Source organism: Cellulomonas sp. NPDC055163 (assembly GCF_053607065.1).
This window is the reverse complement of the sequence record NZ_JBSGSU010000001.1, coordinates 659,917-678,847: the sequence shown is the minus strand read 5'-3', so window position 1 is coordinate 678,847 and position 18,931 is coordinate 659,917. Positions and strand designations below refer to the sequence as shown.

Annotated in this window: 15 protein-coding genes; 12 read left to right on the top strand and 3 right to left on the bottom strand. The window is 73.2% G+C overall.

Annotated features, from left to right (window positions below):
• Positions 1-113 precede the first annotated feature (113 nt).
• From ACWFNE_RS02920 to ACWFNE_RS02870, 11 genes are all read left to right on the top strand, one after another.
• Positions 114-2,270, top strand: a complete 2,157-nt coding sequence (locus ACWFNE_RS02920) for an iron-containing redox enzyme family protein (RefSeq protein WP_452120962.1) — start codon at positions 114-116, stop codon at positions 2,268-2,270.
• Positions 2,267-4,105: a carbamoyltransferase family protein gene (locus ACWFNE_RS02915; protein WP_452120961.1), complete on the top strand. Its 1,839-nt coding sequence runs from the start codon at positions 2,267-2,269 to the stop codon at positions 4,103-4,105. Before ACWFNE_RS02920 ends, ACWFNE_RS02915 begins: the two co-directional genes overlap by 4 nt.
• A 14-nt stretch (positions 4,106-4,119) precedes the next feature.
• Complete coding sequence (locus ACWFNE_RS02910; RefSeq protein WP_452120960.1) at positions 4,120-4,266, top strand: hypothetical protein; 147 nt, start codon at positions 4,120-4,122, stop codon at positions 4,264-4,266.
• Between the two features lie 9 nt (positions 4,267-4,275).
• Positions 4,276-4,728 (top strand): DUF6917 domain-containing protein, encoded by a 453-nt coding sequence (locus tag ACWFNE_RS02905; protein ID WP_452120959.1) that lies wholly within the window; start codon positions 4,276-4,278, stop codon positions 4,726-4,728.
• Between the two features lies 1 nt (position 4,729).
• A complete protein-coding gene (locus ACWFNE_RS02900) occupies positions 4,730-5,941 on the top strand; it encodes a threonine synthase (protein ID WP_452120958.1) in 1,212 nt (403 codons plus the stop codon).
• On the top strand, positions 5,938-7,572 hold the full coding sequence (locus ACWFNE_RS02895) for a thiamine pyrophosphate-binding protein (protein WP_452120957.1): 1,635 nt from the start codon (positions 5,938-5,940) through the stop codon (positions 7,570-7,572). Before ACWFNE_RS02900 ends, ACWFNE_RS02895 begins: the two co-directional genes overlap by 4 nt.
• Complete coding sequence (locus ACWFNE_RS02890) at positions 7,572-8,834, top strand: ATP-grasp domain-containing protein (protein WP_452120956.1); 1,263 nt, start codon at positions 7,572-7,574, stop codon at positions 8,832-8,834. The genes ACWFNE_RS02895 and ACWFNE_RS02890 overlap by 1 nt, the downstream gene beginning before the upstream one ends.
• 113 nt (positions 8,835-8,947) lie before the next feature.
• Positions 8,948-9,706: an HAD family hydrolase gene (locus ACWFNE_RS02885; RefSeq protein ID WP_452121131.1), complete on the top strand. Its 759-nt coding sequence runs from the start codon at positions 8,948-8,950 to the stop codon at positions 9,704-9,706.
• A gap of 143 nt (positions 9,707-9,849) precedes the next feature.
• Positions 9,850-10,836: an asparaginase gene (locus ACWFNE_RS02880; RefSeq protein WP_452120955.1), complete on the top strand. Its 987-nt coding sequence runs from the start codon at positions 9,850-9,852 to the stop codon at positions 10,834-10,836.
• A 253-nt stretch (positions 10,837-11,089) separates the two neighbouring features.
• Positions 11,090-12,346, top strand: coding sequence for an ATP-grasp domain-containing protein (locus ACWFNE_RS02875; protein ID WP_452120954.1), 1,257 nt, complete (start codon positions 11,090-11,092; stop codon positions 12,344-12,346).
• Positions 12,343-13,590: an MFS transporter gene (locus ACWFNE_RS02870; RefSeq protein WP_452120953.1), complete on the top strand. Its 1,248-nt coding sequence runs from the start codon at positions 12,343-12,345 to the stop codon at positions 13,588-13,590. The genes ACWFNE_RS02875 and ACWFNE_RS02870 overlap by 4 nt, the downstream gene beginning before the upstream one ends.
• Before the next feature lie 60 nt (positions 13,591-13,650).
• Here the strand turns inward: ACWFNE_RS02870 and ACWFNE_RS02865 are convergent, their stop codons facing one another.
• From ACWFNE_RS02865 to ACWFNE_RS02855, 3 genes are all read right to left on the bottom strand, one after another.
• Positions 13,651-16,401, bottom strand: a complete 2,751-nt coding sequence (locus ACWFNE_RS02865) for a glycoside hydrolase family 9 protein (RefSeq protein ID WP_452120952.1) — start codon at positions 16,399-16,401, stop codon at positions 13,651-13,653.
• A gap of 190 nt (positions 16,402-16,591) precedes the next feature.
• Positions 16,592-16,966 carry a hypothetical protein gene (locus ACWFNE_RS02860; RefSeq protein ID WP_452120951.1) on the bottom strand — a complete coding sequence of 125 codons (375 nt, stop codon included), beginning with the start codon at positions 16,964-16,966 and terminating at the stop codon, positions 16,592-16,594.
• A gap of 11 nt (positions 16,967-16,977) precedes the next feature.
• The gene (locus tag ACWFNE_RS02855; protein ID WP_452120950.1) at positions 16,978-17,232 is read right to left on the bottom strand and encodes a hypothetical protein; all 255 of its coding nucleotides are present in this window, start codon (positions 17,230-17,232) and stop codon (positions 16,978-16,980) included.
• Between the two features lie 150 nt (positions 17,233-17,382).
• On the opposite strand from ACWFNE_RS02855, the gene arfA reads away from it, so the two are divergent.
• A complete protein-coding gene (gene arfA, locus ACWFNE_RS02850) occupies positions 17,383-18,897 on the top strand; it encodes an arabinosylfuranosidase ArfA (RefSeq protein ID WP_452120949.1) in 1,515 nt (504 codons plus the stop codon).
• Positions 18,898-18,931: the final 34 nt, after the last annotated feature.

Genomic DNA, 18,931 nt, shown 5'->3' with positions numbered 1-18,931 from the left:
CCGAAGAACCCGGACGCGTCGATCTACCCGATGTTCTGAGCCGTCCGCGCGCGACCCCGCCGGACCGACGTCCGACCACCGACGACCGACCGAACCCGAGACGAGGACACCCCATGTGGCGTGAGACCTACCGTCGGTGTGCCGACCCGGAGATCTTCCTGGTGACGCCCACGATCCGCGCGCTGCTGGCCGAGGTCGCCCCCCTCGACCCGCAGCCCGAGCCCCCCACCCTGGCCGCGACGCTCGACGCCGTCGCCGCGTGGTCCGACGAGCAGGCGGTCGCCTACCGCGACCTGATCGCGTCCGCGGAGGCCGCCGGCGCGCTGCCGACGCTGGTGCACGCGGTGCTGCGCCAGTCCGCCCCGCTCGCCTCGGTGCTCGGGGCGTGGCTGCAGGGCATGAGCGCTCCGGCCGTCTTCGAGGACGTGGTGCACCTCCAGGTGCTCGCCCTGTTCGCCGACGACATCGGCGTCGGCCAGCCGCGGTCGTCGCGGCACGACGCGTTCAAGCTGCTCGCGACGCAGTGGGGCCGGCCCGAGCTCGCCGTCGAGGCGGCCGAGCTGGTGGCCGTCCGCCCGGTCCGCGACCACATGTTCGCCCTCCCGGCGACGGTGCTCGCGGTCTCCCGGCGCAGCGACGAGTTCGCCCCGTTCATCGCGGGGATCGACGTCGTGATGCGCTCGATCGGGATCCTGCCGTGCTGGGACGCGCTGCGCTCGGTCGAGGGCACGCGGGTCGACCTCGCCCGCCTGGACCTCCGCACGGCGACCGGCGCGACCGACGTCACCGCACCGCTCGACGTGTCGCGTGCGGTCGCCGCGGAGTTCGCCGCCTCGGGCGAGGACGCGCGCCGTCAGGTCGAGCTCGGCGCCGCCTGGCTGCTCGGCGCCCTGCGGTCGTGGGACCGGCTGCTGCTCGACGAGTCCGCGGCCGTCCTGCACCCGAAGCGTGCGATGGAGCAGCTCGTCCGCGAGCGCGCACGCGAGGGCGCCGTCTACCACCACGACTACGCGATGGGCGACGGGACGCTGTCCCAGCTGCTCGAGCGAGCGAAGTCCGACCCGGACGTGCTGCTCGAGGAGCTCGCGGGGACCCGGCTCGTGAAGCCGGGGAACGCGGGACGCAGCGCGCTCGTCAACGGTCTGATCGGCCCGAAGGGTCCGATGTTCCGGGTGTTCTCGGGGGACGACGTCGAGATCATCTCGAACTGGATCGACTGGCTCGGGGACGCCGACGCGGCTCCCGCGCTGCCGTCGGTCGCGCAGGCGCCCGCGGTCCCGGACCTCGACGCGCTGCAGGCCGGGGAGACGGCGGACGAGGGCGTGACGCCGAGCGACATCCGCGAGGCGTACTTCGTCCTCCAGGGCCGGGCGCTCGCACCCGCGACGCGCAGCTTCGCCGTCCGGTACGTCCGGCGGTGGCTGAGCAGGGCGAAGCTGTCGCTCGGCCGGGGTGACCGGTCGCTGCCCGAGACGTGGACGCGGGACGGGCTGCGCCCGTGGCTGCTCGACATGCACGACAAGCAGAGCACCGAGTTCGAGGCCAGCGCGGATGGCGGGATGCCGAGCCGGGAGGCGCTCATCGACTCGACGCTGCAGCTGGCGCCCCTGACCCTGATCGACGGGTCGTGGCTGCAGGGGTTCACCGACGTGTCGCTCGCGACCACGCACTACGGCTACCCGCTGTTCGAGACCTTCTGGGACGAGCTCGGCAACGGCGACATCGAGATCAACCACCCGAAGATCTACCGGGACGTGCTGCGGGAGATGGGCATCGACCTCGCCCCGACCGGCACGCGGGAGTTCGCGTACGACGAGCGGATCCGCGAGGAGTCGCTCGAGCGGCCCGTCTACTGGCTCTGCCTGGGCAAGCTGCCGCGGACGTTCCTGCCGGAGATCCTCGGGATGAACCTCGCGATGGAGCTCTCCGGCGTCGGGGGCAGCTACCGGACGGCGCGCACGTTCCTGGCGCACTACGGCTTCCCGACCCAGTTCGTCGACCTGCACAACACGATCGACAACGTCTCCACCGGGCACTCGGCCTGGGCGGCGGACGCGATCGACACGCACATGCGCGCGGTCGCGACGCTCGCGGACCCGGAGGAGTTCGCCGCGGAGTGGGAGCGGGTGCGCATCGGCTACGAGTCGCTGTCGCCGCGCCCGTCGAAGGTCGCCGAGCTGATCGGCACCCGGTTCCAGCCGACACCGTGGAAGCCGCAGTCGCAGGACCGTGCGCTGCTGCACCACCGGCCCGTCCGGGTCTCCTCATGACGCGCCACGTCCTGGGCCTGTCGGCGTACTACCACGACAGCGCCGCGGCCCTGGTCCGCGACGGCGTCGTGGTCGCCGCCGCGCAGCAGGAGCGGTTCAGCCGCGTCCGGCACGACCCGGCGTTCCCGGGCTCCGCGGTCGAGTACTGCCTCGACCACGCGGGCATCGCGCTGTCGGACGTCGACGCGGTCGTCTACTACGAGGACCCGCACCTGAAGTTCGGGCGCGTGCTGTCCTCGTTCGCGAGCGCCGGCCCGCGCGGGCTGCGGCCGTTCTCGGCCGTGCTGCCCGAGTGGGTGCGCTGGAAGCGGGACGTGCTGCGCAGGGTCGACTCCGAGCTCGCCGGCCTGGGGCGCGGGACGGCTCCCGCCGCGGTCGCCTCGCAGCACCACCGGTCGCACGCGGCGTCGGCCTTCTACCCGTCGCCGTTCGAGAACGCGGCCGTGCTCACCGTCGACGGGGTCGGGGAGTGGCAGACCACCACGATCTGGCACGGGCGCGGCAGCTCGCTCGAGCTGGTGAACTCGGTCTCGTACCCGCACTCGGTGGGCATGCTCTACTCGGCGTTCACCTACTACTGCGGCTTCAAGGTCGACTCGGGCGAGTACAAGCTCATGGGCCTGGCGCCGTACGGCGTCCCGCGCTACGCGGACCTCATCCGCCGCGAGCTCGTGAACGTGCGGCCGGACGGCTCGTTCACGCTGAACATGCGGTACTTCGAGTTCCACCAGGGGTCGCGGATGGTGGGGCGGCGCTTCGAGGAGCTCTTCGGCGCACCGGTCCGCGACGCGGAGAGCGAGCTCGAGCAGCGGCACTGCGACCTGGCCGCCTCGGTCCAGGTCGTCACGCAGGAGATCGTGCTCGGGCTGGCGCGGGCCGCGGTCGAGCAGACGGGCGAGCGCTCGCTCGTCCTCGCCGGGGGGGTCGCGCTCAACTGCGTCGCCAACGGCGTGCTGAGCCGCTCCGGGATCGTCGACCGGATGTGGATCCAGCCGGCGGCCGGTGACGCGGGGTGCGCGCTCGGCGCCGCGCTCGACCACGCGGTCGCGGAGCACGGACGCCCGCACCTCGGGAGCGGGCGCGACGGCATGTCCGGCGCCCTGCTGGGACCGGGCTTCTCCGACGCCGAGATCGCGGCGCACCTCACGGAGAAGGGCTACGTCTTCCACACGTTCCCGGAGGACAAGCTCTACGACGAGGTCGCCTCCCACCTGGCCGACGGCGCCGTCGTGGGCTGGTTCCAGGGCCGCATGGAGTTCGGGCCGCGGGCGCTCGGCGCGCGGTCGATCATCGGCGACCCGCGCGACCAGGCGATGCAGAAGCGGATGAACCTCAAGATCAAGTACCGGGAGTCGTTCCGCCCCTTCGCGCCGGCCGTCCTCGCCGAGGACGCCCAGGAGTACTTCGGTCTCGTCGGCGACAGTCCGTACATGCTCGTGGTCGCCGAGGTGGCCGACCGCATCAAGTCCGCGGCCGCGCTCGAGCCCGGGGGGCCGAGCCGCGGGCTGGGGAGCATCAACGAGATCCGCTCCGACCTGCCTGCCATCACCCACGTCGACCTCTCGGCGCGCGTGCAGACGGTCACCGAGCACGACAACGCGCCGTTCGCGCGCCTGCTGACGGCGTTCAAGGCCGCGACCGGCTGCCCGGTCCTGGTCAACACGTCGTTCAACGTGCGCGGCGAGCCGATCGTGCACACGCCCGAGGACGCGTACCGGTGCTTCATGCGGACCGGGATGGACGTCCTCGTCCTCGGCGGCCACGTGCTGCACAAGGACGACCAGCCCCCCTTCGTCGAGGCCAGCGACTGGCGCGACGACATCCCGCTCGACTGAGGAGGACTCGCCCCGTGCGACTTGCAGCCGCTGCCGTGTTCCTGGCCGTCTTCGTCCCGATCTCGTGGGTCCGGCGCGTGCGCGCGTCGAGCCGCTTCGGTACCCGGTACCACCAGGCGCCCTCCGCCTGGGACGTCCCCTCGTCCGGTCGGCCGCTCTAGCGCCCCCGGGTGCGCGCGGTCGCGACGGATCCACTCGAAGGAACGGTGAGAGAAGTGTTTACCAGCAGGGAGCCGTTGCGGCTGCGGTGGGTGGCGGTCATGGACCACACCCGTCGCGACCGCGGGATGAGCCCGTCGAGGTGGACGACCCGCTGCCTCAGCGCCGGTGAGGTCCACGAGTTCGTCAACGTCGGACCGGACCCCGCGTACCCCGTCGACCACGTCGAGTACTACGGGTTCGCCGCCCTCGAGAACTCGGGGGTCCTCGCCGTCGGCGACGCGCTCGTGCACGAGGGACGCACGCTCGGGGTCGTCAGCGGCTTCGACGAGACCCACATGCCGAACCACTACAACATCCTCGTCGAGGGTGTGGAGCTCAAGAACGGACACGCGCTCCGGCTGACCGCCGGGGACGGCGTCAGCACGCGGCCGCGCGAGAACACCGACCCGGGGGAGTCCTGAGATGTTCGACTACGAGAAGCTGTACGCGACCCACGCCCTGACCGCCGGCCCCCTGCGCCTGTGCCTCGACTGCGAGAAGGAGGCGGGCCCCCGGGCGAACCGGTGCTCCGAGTGCAAGGGCGCGATCGACGTGCTGTACCCGCTCGCCGGCGCGAGCATCGCCCCCCGCGAGTCCGACCCCAACCCGCTGCGGCGCTACCGCGACCTCCTGCCCGTCGAGAGCGACGACGACCTGACGTGGCTCGGGGAGGGCAACACGCCGTGCACGAGCGTGGAGCCGCTCGCGCGCCTGCTGGGCGTCCGCTCGGTGCACATCAAGGACGAGTCCCGGAACCCGACGCGGTCGACGAAGGACCGGATCGCGTCCGCGACCCTGAGCCGGTTCAAGGGCCTCGGCGTGGACGAGTTCGTCATGGCGTCCACCGGCAACAGCTCGACCGCCTTCGCGAACGCCATGAGCCTGGTCAGCGGCTTCAAGCTCCACATCTTCGTCGGGGAGAAGTTCGCGTACCGCCTCAACTACGCGGACCACCCGCGCATCACGACGCACGCGGTGCCGGACACGTTCGTCGGCGCCGGCACGGCGGGCCAGGCGTTCGCCCGCGAGAACGGGCTGTTCTGGGAGGGCGGGTTCTTCAACTACGCCCGGCGCGACGGTCTCAAGCTCAGCTACGTCGAGGCCTACCAGGAGATGCCGACCGCGCCCACGCACGTCTTCCAGGCGATCAGCAGCGGCATGGGCCTGCTGGGCGGCTACAAGGGTGCCGTCGAGGCGCGGCGGCTCGGCGTCCTCGACGAGGTCCCGGCGTTCGTCGGGGTGCAGGAGGACACCTGCTCGCCCATGGTCAGCGCGTGGGACGCGGGCCGGGCGCACATCGTCGCGGAGGACATCGTCCCGGAGCCCGACGGGCTGGCGCACGCCATCCAGCGCGGCGACCCGACGAACACCTACCCGTACCTGCACGCGATGGCCACGAACACCGGCGGCTCGCTCGTCGCCGCCCGGACGACCGACATGCACATGGCGCGGGGCGCGCTGCAGTCCCTGGGCTTCGACGCGTGCTACGCGGCGGCGGCGTGCCTCGCCGGTGCCATGCGGATGTCCCAGGAGGGTTCGCTCCCCGCCGACAGCGACCTCCTGATCGTCCTCACGGGTGCCGACCGGCCGCTCCTGCCGACGCCGTCGACGATCCAGACCGCCGCCGCACGATGACGACGGTCGCCGACGAGATCGCCCGCAGGCTCGACGAGAACGGGGTCTCGCACGTCTTCGGCTACCCCGGCGAGACGTCGCTCTCCTTCTACGCCGCCCTGCAGCGCCACCCGGCCCTCACCCACGTCGTGGGCCGGTGCCCGCGGGGCGCGGCCTACGCCGCCGAGGCGTACGCGCGCCTCAGCGGACGCGTCGCGGTGTGCGACGCCCCGGGCGGGATCGGGTCGCCGTACTGCACGCCCGCGCTGCTCGAGGCCTACAACAGCGGGACGCCGCTCCTGCTCCTCACCTCCGGGCCGGGCCGGAGCACCCCCCGGCCGTGGGCGACCGGGCAGGTCGAGCACGACCGGCTCTTCGAGAGCATCACGAAGCGGGTGTACGTGATCCGCGAGCAGCGGGGTGCGCTCGCGACGCTCGACGCGGCGCTGGCGCTCGCGGAGCAGCCGCGCCGGGGGCCCGTGGTCGTCGAGGTCGCGCCGGACGTCCTCGCGGCCGAGGCCGACCTGGCGCTGCTGACGGCACCGAGCCCCGAGACGCCCCCCGCGGGGCCGGGCCCGGTCGACCGCACGGACCTGACCGAGCGCCTCGCCGCGGCGGCGCGCACGCTCCGGCAGGGGTCGAGCGTCGCCGTCGTCGCCGGCGGCGGGTGCCACTCCGCGGGCGCGGCGGAGGCCCTCGGTGAGTTCGTCCGGCGCTTCGACCTGCCCGTGTTCACGACCCTCAACGGCAAGGGCGTGCTGTCCGAGGTCGGGGCCGAGCTGCCCCGGGTCGTGGGCTCCAAGGGCGACACCCCCGCGAACGAGTTCATCACCGCCTGCGACGTGGTCGTCTACGTCGGGTCGAAGATGGGCGACAAGTCCACGAACCAGTACGCGTGGCCGTCCGCCGGCCAGCTCCTCGTGCGGATCGACGACGACCCGGAGGTCGCCGACCCCGGCCCGGCGCACGGGTGCCTGGTCCGCGAGGACGCCGCCCGTGCGCTGCCGGCGCTCGCCGAGGCGCTGGGCGACTGGTCCTACACCGGCGACCGTCCCTCGGCGGCGCAGGGCGCGTGGTCGCAGTCGGGCACCGCGGCGCTCGTGCACGCGATCAACGGGGCGATGTCCCCGGACGACGTCTGCGTCGGCGAGGCGAGCGTCGCGAGCGGCTGGTTCGGCGCGCTGCTGCGCCTCGCCCCGCCGCAGCGCCTGATCACCCCGCGCGGCACCGGCAGCCTCGGCTACGCGCTCCCGGCGTCCGTCGGTGCCGCGGTGGCCCGCCCGGGTGCCACGGTGTGGACGCTCGTCGGGGACGGCGGCCTCGCGATGTCGGTCGCGGAGCTCGAGACGGTCGCCCGCCTCGGCCTCGACGTCAAGATCGCGATCCTCGACAACGGCCGGCTCAACCTCATCGACCAGCACGCGATCCACCACCACGACGCCGAGGCCGTCAGCCGGGACTTCCTCCGGTTCGACTGGGCCGCCGTCTGCGCCGCGGTCGGCCTGCCCGTCCTGACGTGCGACGACCCCGACGTCGACGCGGCCGAGGTCGCGGCGTTCCTCGCGCGCACCGGACCCGCCGTGCTCGTGCTCACCACCTCGACCGACGAGATCTCGCCTGACATGGCGATCGCGATAAGAAAGGCACTCTGATGACCCTCCTGATCCTGCACACCCGCAACGCGAGCCGACGCAAGCACTTCGCCAAGGCCGTGGAGACCGCGCACGCGCTCGGGCACCGCGCGATCGTCGTGGTCGAGGAGCCCAGCTGGGAGGGCGAGTACGTCGACGAGGTCTACACCGCGCCGACGGGCGACCTCCAGGCGACGGTCGCCCGCTGCGTCGAGATCTCGGGGCTCGAGCCCGAGCCCATCGCGGGCGTCATCGCGTTCGTCGAGCACAGCGTGCCGGCCGCCGCTGCCGTCGCCGCCGAGCTCGGCCTGCCGTCGATCTCCGTGGACACGGCCGAGAAGAGCCGCGACAAGCTGAGCATGCGCAAGGCGTTCGAGAAGGTCGGCATCTCCCAGCCCCGCTTCGCGCTCGCGTCGACGGTCGAGGAGGCCCTCGAGGCGGCGGAGTCGGTCGCGTACCCGCTGGTGATGAAGCCGATCATCGGTGGCGGCAGCATGTTCGTGCGCCGGGTCGACAACCCGGAGGAGCTCGCGGAGCACTTCGAGGACATCCGCGCGGGCGCCTGGGCCGGCTTCGACTACGACCCGCTGTTCTTCCTCAAGTCGAAGTACTCCGAGGGGATCCTCCTCGAGGAGTTCCTGCCGGGGAACGAGATCAGCGTCGAGAGCTACGTGCAGGACGGCGTGACGACGGTAGTCGCCGTGCACGACAAGCCGACGCCGATGGACGGCCCCTTCTTCGAGGAGACCTTCTACGCGACGCCGACGGTCCTGAGCGGCGAGACGCTCGCCAAGGTCGAGGAGTACACCGCGCTCGCCCACCAGGGCCTCGACATCGCCCAGGGTGCGACGCACACGGAGTTCCGGGTCGCGCCGTCGGGCGAGCCGTACATCCTGGAGACCGGTGCACGCCTGGGTGGCGGGCCGGTCTACCAGAGCGTGCTGCTCTCGACGGGCGTCGACATGGTCGAGGTCCTCACGAAGGTCGCGCTGGGCGAGGCGGCGGACGTGTCCGTGGACCCCGAGCGGGTGCGTCACGTCGGCTTCTCGCTGCACTTCGGCGAGCAGCCGGGCGAGCTCGCCGCCGTCGAGGGCATCGAGCACCTCGAGGGCCGGGACGACGTCGCCGAGGTCATGATCTACGGCAAGGTCGGCGACCAGATCGACGTGCCGCCGCGCGTGTGGCAGGCGCAGGGCCACGTCCTGTTCACCGGCGACTCCCGCGAGGACATCGTCCGCAAGCAGCGCGAGGTCAACGAGACGCTCCGGTTCCGGGTGCGCTAGGACGTCGCGCGGGACGCGCCGCGGTGTGCGGCTCCAGCCGAGGGTGGAGCCGCACACCCGCGCGGTCCCCGGGGAGGCGGGACGGGATGCGGACGGAGGGACGGCCGGTGGTCATGCAGTGCGACGCCTTGTCGCTCGACCTCGACGAGACGGTCGTCGACTACTCCGTGAGCACCGTCGACGCGCTCGAGGCGATCGGTGGCGGCCCGGCGGACCTGGCGCTGTGGCGCACGGTCTCGGCGCGGGCGGAGCGGGCGCTGGACGAGGGCGCGATCCCCGTCACGGAGCTCGACCGCGCCCGGGTCCGCAGCTTCCACCACGAGCGCTCCGGACGCGTCCTCGCCGAGCACGAGCTGACCCGTCTCGTCGCCGCCCGGCGCGCCGGCGTGCTCGAGTCCGTCCGGGTCTTCCCCGACGCCCTGCACCTGCTCGAGCGGGCCCGCGGCCTCGGGCTGCGGTGCATCGCCGTCTCGAACTCCTACTCGGCGCTGCGCGACGCGATCGTGCACCGGCTGGGCCTCGCGCCGTACTTCACGCACGTGACGTTCTGCGGCGACGGCGGTCCGCGCAAGCCCGACGGGAGGGCGTTCGACGCGGGCCTCCGGGCCCTCGGGTGCCCGCCGGGGCGGCTCGTGCACCTCGGGGACGAGCTCCGCTCGGACGTCGTGGGCGCCCGGAACGCCGGCGCGCAGGGCGTCCACGTGAACCGTGCGCGGGCGGGCTGCCGGCACGCCGAGCCCTGCATCGCGTCGCTCGACGTCCCGCTCGAGCGGCACGGTCGCGGGGCGGTCGTCCACCTCGACGAGGCCACGGCTGCCCGCGCGCGTCCCCCGGCGGGCGAGCAACGGACGGACGCCGTCGCCGCCCCCTGACCCCGCACGACCGGCACGACCTGCACGACCGGCGCCCCGGCGACCGGCACGACCCGCACGCCGTCGCTCCCCGCACGACCCGCACGGCCCGAACCGCACACACCCCGCACCCGACCGACCTCCACCACCCCAAGGAGCCCCCCGTGAGTTCGACCCCGACCCTCTACCGCGGCGGCGCCGACGTCGCCGAGGCGGTCCGCTCCGGCTTCGTCGAGAGCTTCCACCGCGGCTCCGTCGCCGTCGTCGACCCCGCCGGGGCGCTCACGGGGTCGGTCGGCGACGCGACGTCCCCGGTCTTCGCGCGCTCGGCGATGAAGCCGGTGCTGGCCGTGGCGATGCTGCGCGGAGGGTGGCGCCCGGGCACCGTCGCCCAGCTCGCGGTCGCGGCGGCCAGCCACCACGGCGAGCCGATGCACGTGACGCAGGTCGAGGCCGTCCTCGCGGCCGCCGGGCTGGACGGCGACTCCCTCCAGTGCCCGCCGGACCTGCCCTCCGACGCCGACGCCCGGCGTGCGGTCCTGCTCGCGGGCGGCGCGGAGCGGCGGATCACCATGACCTGCTCGGGCAAGCACGCCGCGATGCTCGCCACCTGCGTCGCGAACGGCTGGGACACCGCGACGTACCGGGAGCTCGACCACCCGGTCCAGCGCCTGGCCGCGTCCGTGATCGAGGAGCTGTGCGGCGAGCCGGTCGCGGCGACCGGTGTCGACGGGTGCGGGGTGCCGGTCTTCGCGGTGAGCCTGACCGGGCTCGCGCGCGCGTCGTCCCGGCTCGTCGAGGCGCCCGAGGGCACGCACGAGAGGGCGGTCGCCGACGCGATGCGCGCGCACCCGCGGCTGGTCGAGGGCACCCGCGGGACCGACGCCCGGGCCATGGAGGCGGTGCCGGGCCTGCTCGCGAAGTTCGGCGCCGAGGGCGTCCACCTCCTCGCCGCACCGGGTGCGGGTGCCGTCGCGGTGAAGATCGACGACGGCGCGGCCCGGGCGTCCATGCCGGTGGCGCTGCGCGCGTTCACGACGATCGGCGGCCTGGCGGTGCCCGACTCCGCGCGGCGGGCCGTCGACGCGCTGGTCAGCCCCGAGACGTGGGGCGCGGGGCGGCCGGTCGGCCACCTGCGCACGCTGCTTTAATGAAGCGCCCGCTCGCAGGCGGGCCCAGGGGGCGGCCGGTGGCCGTGCGCGATCGACGGCACCGCCGCACGTCCGTGCGGGGTGGTGCAGGTCGAGCTCGGGAGACCCCGCGCGAGAGCCGAGTCCGACGGAGAGAGACGAGCCCTGTGACCATGCCCCTGCACCCGAGGAGCCTGAGCCGACTCCTGCACATCGCCACGGCAGCGGATCCCGCGACGGATCGGCGTCACGACACGGTCGCCCGGGAGGTCCGATGAGGTACCTGGTCCTCAACCGCACCCCGCTCAGCCTCTTCCGGTTCGCGGACTGGCTCGGGGCCGAGCACGAGGCGGTCCTCCTGACGGACGCCGGGGCCCTCTCGGCCGACCCGGCGGAGCGCGCCGCGCAGCTCGCCGGGTACGCGCACGTCGAGGTGGTCGACGACTTCCACTTCAACCCGCTCGTCGAGAGCCGGGCGCTCGCGCTGCACCGGGAGACGCCCTTCGACCGCGTGCTGGCGGTCTCCGAGTTCGAGCTGCTCCGGGCCGCACGGCTGCGCGAGCTGTTCGGGGTGCCGGGTCAGGACGTCGCGAGCGCGACCGCCTTCCGGGACAAGCTCGCGATGAAGGACATCCTCTCGGCGGCGGGCGTGCCGGTCGCCGACTACGCGCCCGTCGCGAACCTCGCCGACCTGCTGCGCTTCGTCGACCGGGTCGGCTACCCCGTGGTGGTCAAGCCGCGGCGCGGCGGCGGGTCCATGGACGTGCGGGTCGTGCGCGGACCGCAGGACGTCGAGTCCCTGCTCGCCGCGCACCGCGAGCTCGGCACCGACGACGGCGGGCAGCTGCTCGCGGAGCGGTTCGTCGAGCACGAGCTGCTGCACGTCGACGGCATGGTCGTCGCGGGCGAGACGCTCTTCATGTGGGCCTCGACCCAGGGCGAGACGAGCTGCCTGGACATCAAGGACGGCCGCCCGCTGCACAGCTGCCTGCTCGACGCCGACGACCCGCTGCTCGAACCCGCACGCGACCTGACCCGGCGGGCCCTCGCGGCCCTGCCGACCCCCGAGACGTCGATGTTCCACGCCGAGGTCTTCCTCGCGACGGACGGCAGCCTCGTGTTCAACGAGGTCGCCAGCCGCGCGGGCGGCGGCATGATCGAGGACATGGTGGCGCTGGCGTTCGGCCCGTTCCTCCCCGAGCTCTACGTGCGGACCCTGGCCGGCAACGAGCCCCCCGTCGTCCCGGCGGTGCCCGACCGAATCGCCGGGCTGTCGCTGTTCCCGCCGCGTCCCGGCACGCTGGAGGCCATCCCCGACGAGTGCCCGGTGCCCGGCATCACGGCGTACCGCAGGTACGCCGAGCCCGGGACCGAGCTCGAGCTGTCCGCGATGAGCGTCGGGAAGATCGGGTCGGTCCTCGCGACCGGCGGGTCGCGCGCCGAGGTCGAGAAGGCGCTGACCGAGGCGATCACGTGGTTCGAGACGGAGACCGTCATCCGGTCCGGAGCGACGCAGACCGTCCTGCCGTGAAGGAGACCCTGGCGCTGGCCCGGCGCACCCCGGGCGTCCTGACCCTGCTGACGGGCAACTTCGCCGTCGCGTTCGGCAGCAACCTCGTGATCCCCTTCCTCGCCGTCTACCTGACGCGGGAGCTCGAGCTGAGCCCCGTCGTCGTCGCGATGGCGATCACCGTGAAGTTCTGGGCCCAGCAGGGCCTGTCCATGGTCGGGGGCTGGATCGCCGACCGCACGGGCGCCGTCCCCGCCATGTGCGGTGGTCTGCTGGTCCGGGCCGTCTCGTACCTGCTGCTCATGGGGGCCACCGGGTCCGTCACGGTCGTGGCCGCGTGCGCGCTCCTGGGCTTCGGCGGGGCCATCTACGTGCCGGCGTCGAAGTCGGTGCTGGTGCGGCTGCTCGGCACCGGGGAGCAGGTCCGGATGATCTTCGCGCTGCGCAGCACCGCGAACAACGCGGGCAGCGCCCTCGGTCCGCTCGCCGGCAGCCTGCTGCTGCTCGTGGCCGACGCCCGGCTCAGCTTCGTCCTCACGAGCACCACCTACGTGGTCCTGGCGATCGTGCTCCTGCGGCTGCGGGGGCTCACGGAGGGCGAGGAGCCCCGCGCGGAGGGCACGTCGAGCGCCCCGGGCGCCGTCGGCGTCCGCGCACCCGTGGACCGTCGCACGCTGGCCTGGATCCTCGCGTGCGCCTTCGCGTTCGGCTTCTGCTACATCCAGCTCGAGTACGCGCTGCCGGTGTACACGGGTGCCGAGCACGGCCCCGCCCTCGTCGGTGTCCTCTTCGCCGTCAACGCCGTCGCCGTGGTGCTGCTCCAGGTCCCGCTCAACCAGTCCACGAGCAGGGTGAGCAGCTCGGCCCTCGTGATCTGCGGGTCCCTGCTGCTGATGTCGACGAGCTTCGTGGCCGCGTCCTGGGGATCGGTGGGGGGTCTCGTCGTGTGCGTCCTGCTGTTCTCGGCCGCCGAGGTGCTGATCGACCCGCGCATCGACGGGGAGATCGCCAACTCCGTGCCGGCGGACCGGCGCGGCATGGCGTTCGGCCTCGTCGGTACGGCGATCGGCGGGGGCGGTGCATGCGCGAACGCACTGGCGGCATCGCTCGCCACCGGTGACGGCGGGCTGGAGAGCCAGTTCTGGTGGATCCTCGCGGCGATCAGCGTCGGCTTCGCGGTGGTCCTCTACGTCGCCTCGATCGCCGTCAGGCCGGGGCGCCGGGTGCCGCAGACCGCCGACACCACGACGGTCGACGAGCACTGACGCCCGACGCACGGACGGCCGCCGGTCACGGGACCGGCGGCCGTCGTCGTGCTGCGTGCCTCAGCCGCAGGCCGCCCCGTTGGCGGTGAACCCCGTCGGCGCCGCGTTGGTGCCGCTGTACGAGCCGTTGAACCCGAAGGTCGTCGACCCGCCCGCCGGCACGGACCCGTTCCACGCGGCGTTCGTCACGGTCACCGCGGAGCCGGTCTGGCTGTAGACGGCGCTCCACCCCTGCGTGACCTTCTGGTCGCCCGGGAACGTGAACGCGAGGTTCCAGGACGTCCACGGCGTCGACCCGGTGTTCGTCAGGGTGACCGAGCCGGTGAACCCGGTGCCCCACGAGTTTGCGGAGTACGTGACCGTGCAGCCGCCGGGCGGGGTGGTGACGACCGGCAGGGTCCGGAAGGTGACGGTCGGGGAGTCGGCCGAGACCTGCCCTGCGGTGTCCTTGGCCCGGACCGTGAGCACGTACGCGGTGTCGGCGGTCAGGCCGGTCAGCGCGACGGTCGCCGTGGTCGACGTCGCCACGACGGTCTGCGTGCCGTCCTGCACGCGCAGGACGTCGTAGCCGGTGACGCCCGTGTCGTCGGTGGACGCGGTCCAGGTGAGCGTCGCGCCCGTCGGCGTGACCGCCGAGGCGACGGGGGCGCCCGGTGTCGTCGGGGGCGTGTCGACCGGGGTGACGCCGCCCGTCGTCCGCACGGTGATCGGCGGCGAGTCCGCGTACAGCCGGGCGTTGTTGCGTGCCCGGACGACGAACGTGTGCGCGGTGTCGGCCGTCAGCCGCGTCACCGTGACGGAGGTCGCGGTCGTCGAGGCCATGATCTCCAGCGAGTCGCCGGCGATGCGCACGACCTCGTAGCCGGAGATGCCGCTCTCGGGGTCGGTCGACGGGGTCCAGGTGAGCGTGACGGACGTGTCCGTGACCGCGCTCGCGCTCGGCGTGCCCGGGACGGTCGGCGGCGTGGTGTCGACCGCGGGCGTGCTGCCGGCGTGCTCGGCCGCCCAGCTCGCGAGCCAGGCCAGCGCCGAGTTCCAGTTGATCGCGACCTCGTTGACCGAGTACGCCTCGATGTGGTCGACGAAGCACTTCTGCGCGGCGCAGCCGGCGAGCTGGGCGGCGGCGATCGGGTCCTGCAGCTCGCTGTTCGGTCCGCCGGAGAACGACCCGGGCGGCGCGATCGGCAGCGACGCGTCGGCCTGCTTCGCCCAGAACCGGTGGTGCACGTTCTGCACGGCCTTCTCGCCGTAGCCGGCGATGTACGACTGGTTCAGCGGGTTGCGGCCCTGGAAGTAGTCGAGCGCCGCGTAGACGCCGGTGCGGTACCTCGCCTGGCCGGTGAAGTCGTAGGCGAGCGCGAGGGCGTTCGCGTTGTTGGCGACCTGGCCGTTCGAGCCCCAGTAGTAGACCGACCCCGCGTTGTTCGGCGCCGGGTACGCCTGGGCGTTCGCGCGGGTCAGGGCGGAGTCCGCGAACGCGACGATCGCGGCGCGGGTCGCGGCCACGTCGGCGGCGGGCAGGGCGGTCGGGACGAGGGCGAGGGTCGTGTCGCCGAGCCCGCCGGTCCAGCCCCAGTCGTAGCCGCGCTGCGCGAAGCTGCCGCCGCGGTACAGAGACGAGCCGGTGACGTCGGCGCGGTAGGTGTCCGCACCGGTCGTCGCGTAGAGCTCGGCGGCGGCCCAGTAGAACTCGTCGGTCACCGAGGTGTCGCCGTACGCGCCGCCGCCCGTGCCGTCGGTCGCCGAGGCGATCCGGTTCGGGTTGGCCTTGGCGGCCGTGTACGCGGTCTGCGCCGCGGTGAGGGCCTTCGCCGAGAACGCCGGGTCGAGGGTCTTCCACAGCCGGGACGCCTGCGCCGCGACGGCGGCCAGGTTGAGGGTCGCCGCGGTGCTCACCGGCGAGAGGAGCCGGCGCTGGTTGTCCTGCGCGGGGATCGTCGGAATGCCCGTCCAGCTCTCGTCGTGGATCTTGTGGTGCACCATCCCGGCGTCCGTGCGACCGGCGGGCACCTGCATGCGGAGCAGGAACTCGACCTCCCAGCGGGCCTCGTCGAGCACGTCGGGGGCGCCGTTGGAGCGCTCGGGGATCGCCATCGTGCCGTCGGCCAGGGCCGTCCGGTCCGCGCCCGCGACGTGCAGCGTGCGCTCGTACGCGTTCTGCAGCTGCCACGTCGCGATGCCGCCGTTGACGACGTACTTGCCCTGGTCACCGGCGTCGTACCAGCCGCCGCGCACGTCCAGGCTGTACCCGCACGACTGCCGGCACGGCACGCTGGTGTCGCCCTGGTTCGGGGCGACGCCCAGGTGCCCCGCGGCGCGCGCGTACGTGCTGCCGACGTGCTGCGACTCGATCGCGATGCCGCTGCGCTGGTGGTAGAAGAACGCGAGCGCGTCGTACCGGAGCTTCGTGACGGGGTCGGCGGAGATGTCGAACGGCAGGCTGCTCGACCCGCCCGCGGACAGCACATAGCCCGTGCCCGCCGTGTCGAACGCCGAGAAGTCGATCAGGTGGGTCCGGTCGCCGGACAGCGCGTCGGCCCCCCTGACCGTCGACTGGCCCTCCGCGACGACCGCTCCCGCGGCGTTCCGCAGCGTCCACGGGACCGGGGACGTCGACGTGCTGACCAGCGTCGCGGCCTTGGCGACGCCGGGCACGTACGCGACCTGGTTGACCTTGACGGGCGATCCCGGGTCGGGCGCGGCGACGGCGACCTGCGGCGCGACGACGCCGGAGACGGCGAGCGCGGCGGCGACCGCGAGCACGGCGACCCGGCCTCGGCGCAGCCCGCGGCGGTGGGTGATCGGTGACATGGCAGTCCTCTGATGGGCGGACGACGTGAGTGGTGCGGTCACCACGCACGGCACCGGCCCGGCGCTGGGACGGTCGTCGCGGGAGCGCTCGATCCACGCTAGGGCTGCGGTCCGGGGCCGACTCCGGTGCTGCGGATGCGGAATCGATTAGGGGACGCAGCCGCAGGGCAGTGGGCGCCGCCCGGTGCGATCACGCGAGGAAGGCCCCGCGGATCTCGTCGGCGGCCATGCCGGGTCGCAGCGGGTACAGGTCCTCGGCCCAGTCGGTGAGCACGACGGAACCGTCCTCGGGGAACCCTGCACGGCCGGTCACCCATGCGACGAACGACGACGCGAGACCCTCGTCGCCCTCCAGGCGCATCCCGTCGCCCTCGGCCATCAGGCTCACGAGCAGGCGGTCCTCGATGCCGTCGTCGTCCGCGAGCTGGAGCTGGCCGAACGAGAGGCGCGCCCGCGGGCCCTCGGTGCGGGCGAAGCCGCTGCCGGGCCAGCGTGCGAGCGCCTCGGCGACGAGCGGCTCCAGGTCGAACGGGTCACCCTCGACGACGGCCAGCAGCGACTCCATGACGCTTCCTCTCACTCGACGATGCGAACGTACCCGCGGATGCCGAGCGCGCTCATGCGGGACTCGATGAACCGCGCGGCCTCGACGCTGTTGGTGGTGAGCTCCACGACACGGTGACCACCGAGGGCCTCGGCTGCCTCCGCGAGTCCGGCGAGCTTGTCGTCCATGCTCCGGATGGCGAGGCTGGTCAGCTTGGCGCTCCGCATCGAGTCGGGCACGGAGAAGGACGACCCGTTCGGGCGGACGAGCTCTCCGAAATCGGACACACCGTGGCCCGTGGCGACGGTCGCGTGGCCTCACGACGGGGTGCGGGTCGCGATCCGCACGCCCCCGACGCCCCGTGCCCGCTTGACAGCGAGCACCCCTCCGGGCGACGGTTTACAACGTCGTAAATCCGTCGGGGGAAGGCTTCCGCAATGCAGCGAGCACGTGTGTCCATCGACCCGGCCTTCGTGGTCGCCCCGGTCAGCCGCCGGATCTTCGGGTCGTTCGTCGAGCACATGGGCCGGTGCGTCTACACCGGCATCTTCGAGCCCGGCCACCCCACCGCCGACGAGGACGGCTTCCGCGGGGACGTGCTGGACCTCGTCCGGGAGCTCGGGGTCACCACCGTGCGGTACCCGGGCGGCAACTTCGTGTCGGGGTACAAGTGGGAGGACGGCGTCGGCCCGGTCGAGCAGAGGCCGACGCGGCTGGACCCGGCGTGGCGGACGATCGAGACCAACGCGTTCGGCCTCAACGAGTTCATGCGGTGGACCCAGGCCGCCGGCGTCGAGCCGATGATGGCGATGAACCTGGGCACGCGCGGGCTCCAGGAGGCCATCGAGCTCCTCGAGTACGCCAACTACCCGGGCGGCACCGCGCTGTCGGACCTGCGCATCGCGCACGGCGCCGAGGAGCCGCACGACATCCGGATGTGGTGCCTGGGCAACGAGATGGACGGGCCGTGGCAGCTGGGCCACATGACTGCCGAGGAGTACGGGCGCCTGGCCGCGCGGACCGCGCTCGCGATGCGGCAGTTCGACAAGGACCTGGAGCTGGTCGCCTGCGGGTCGTCGAGCCGGGCGATGCCGACGTTCGGCGCCTGGGAGGCGACCGTGCTGGAGCACACCTACGAGGTCGTGGACTACGTCTCCGCCCACGCGTACTACCAGCTGCTCGACGGCGACCACGCGAGCTTCCTCGCGTGCTCCGCGGACATGGACCGGTTCATCCACCAGGTCGTGGCCACGGCCGACCACATCGGGGCCCGGCTGCGGTCGGACAAGCGCATCACCATCTCGTTCGACGAGTGGAACGTCTGGTACCTGCGCGAGCTGCAGAGCGGCCAGGGCGGTCTCCCGGAGGAGTGGACCGAGGCCCCGCGGACCAGCGAGGAGGCGTACACGGTCCTCGACGCGGTCGTGGTCGGGTCGCTCCTCATCACGCTGCTGCGCCACGCCGACCGCGTGACGGCCGCCTCGCAGGCGCAGCTGGTCAACACGATCTCCTCGATCCGCACCGAGCCCGGTGGGCCGGCGTGGCGGCAGTCGATCTTCCACCCGTTCGCCCAGACCGCCCGGCACGCGCGCGGCACGGTGCTCGACCTGCGCCTGGACGCCCCCACGCTGACGACCGCCACGTACGGCGAGGTCCCGGTGCTCGACTCGGTCGCGACGTACGACGCCGGCGAGGGCCGCGTCGCGCTCTTCGTCGTCAACCGGCACCCGACCGAGCCGGTGTCGCTCAGCACGAGCCTGCGCGCCTTCGGCGACGCCGCGCTGGCCGAGGCGCTGGTCCTCGCCGACGACGACCTCACCGCCGCGAACACCGAGGCCGACCCCGACCGGGTCGTGCCCCGCGCGCACGGCGACGTCAAGGTCGACGACGGCGTCCTGACCGCCGAGCTCGCGCCGGCCTCCTGGAACATGTTCCTGCTGCAGCTCGGCTGACCGCGTCCGCCCGTCCCGCCCACCCCGAGGTCAG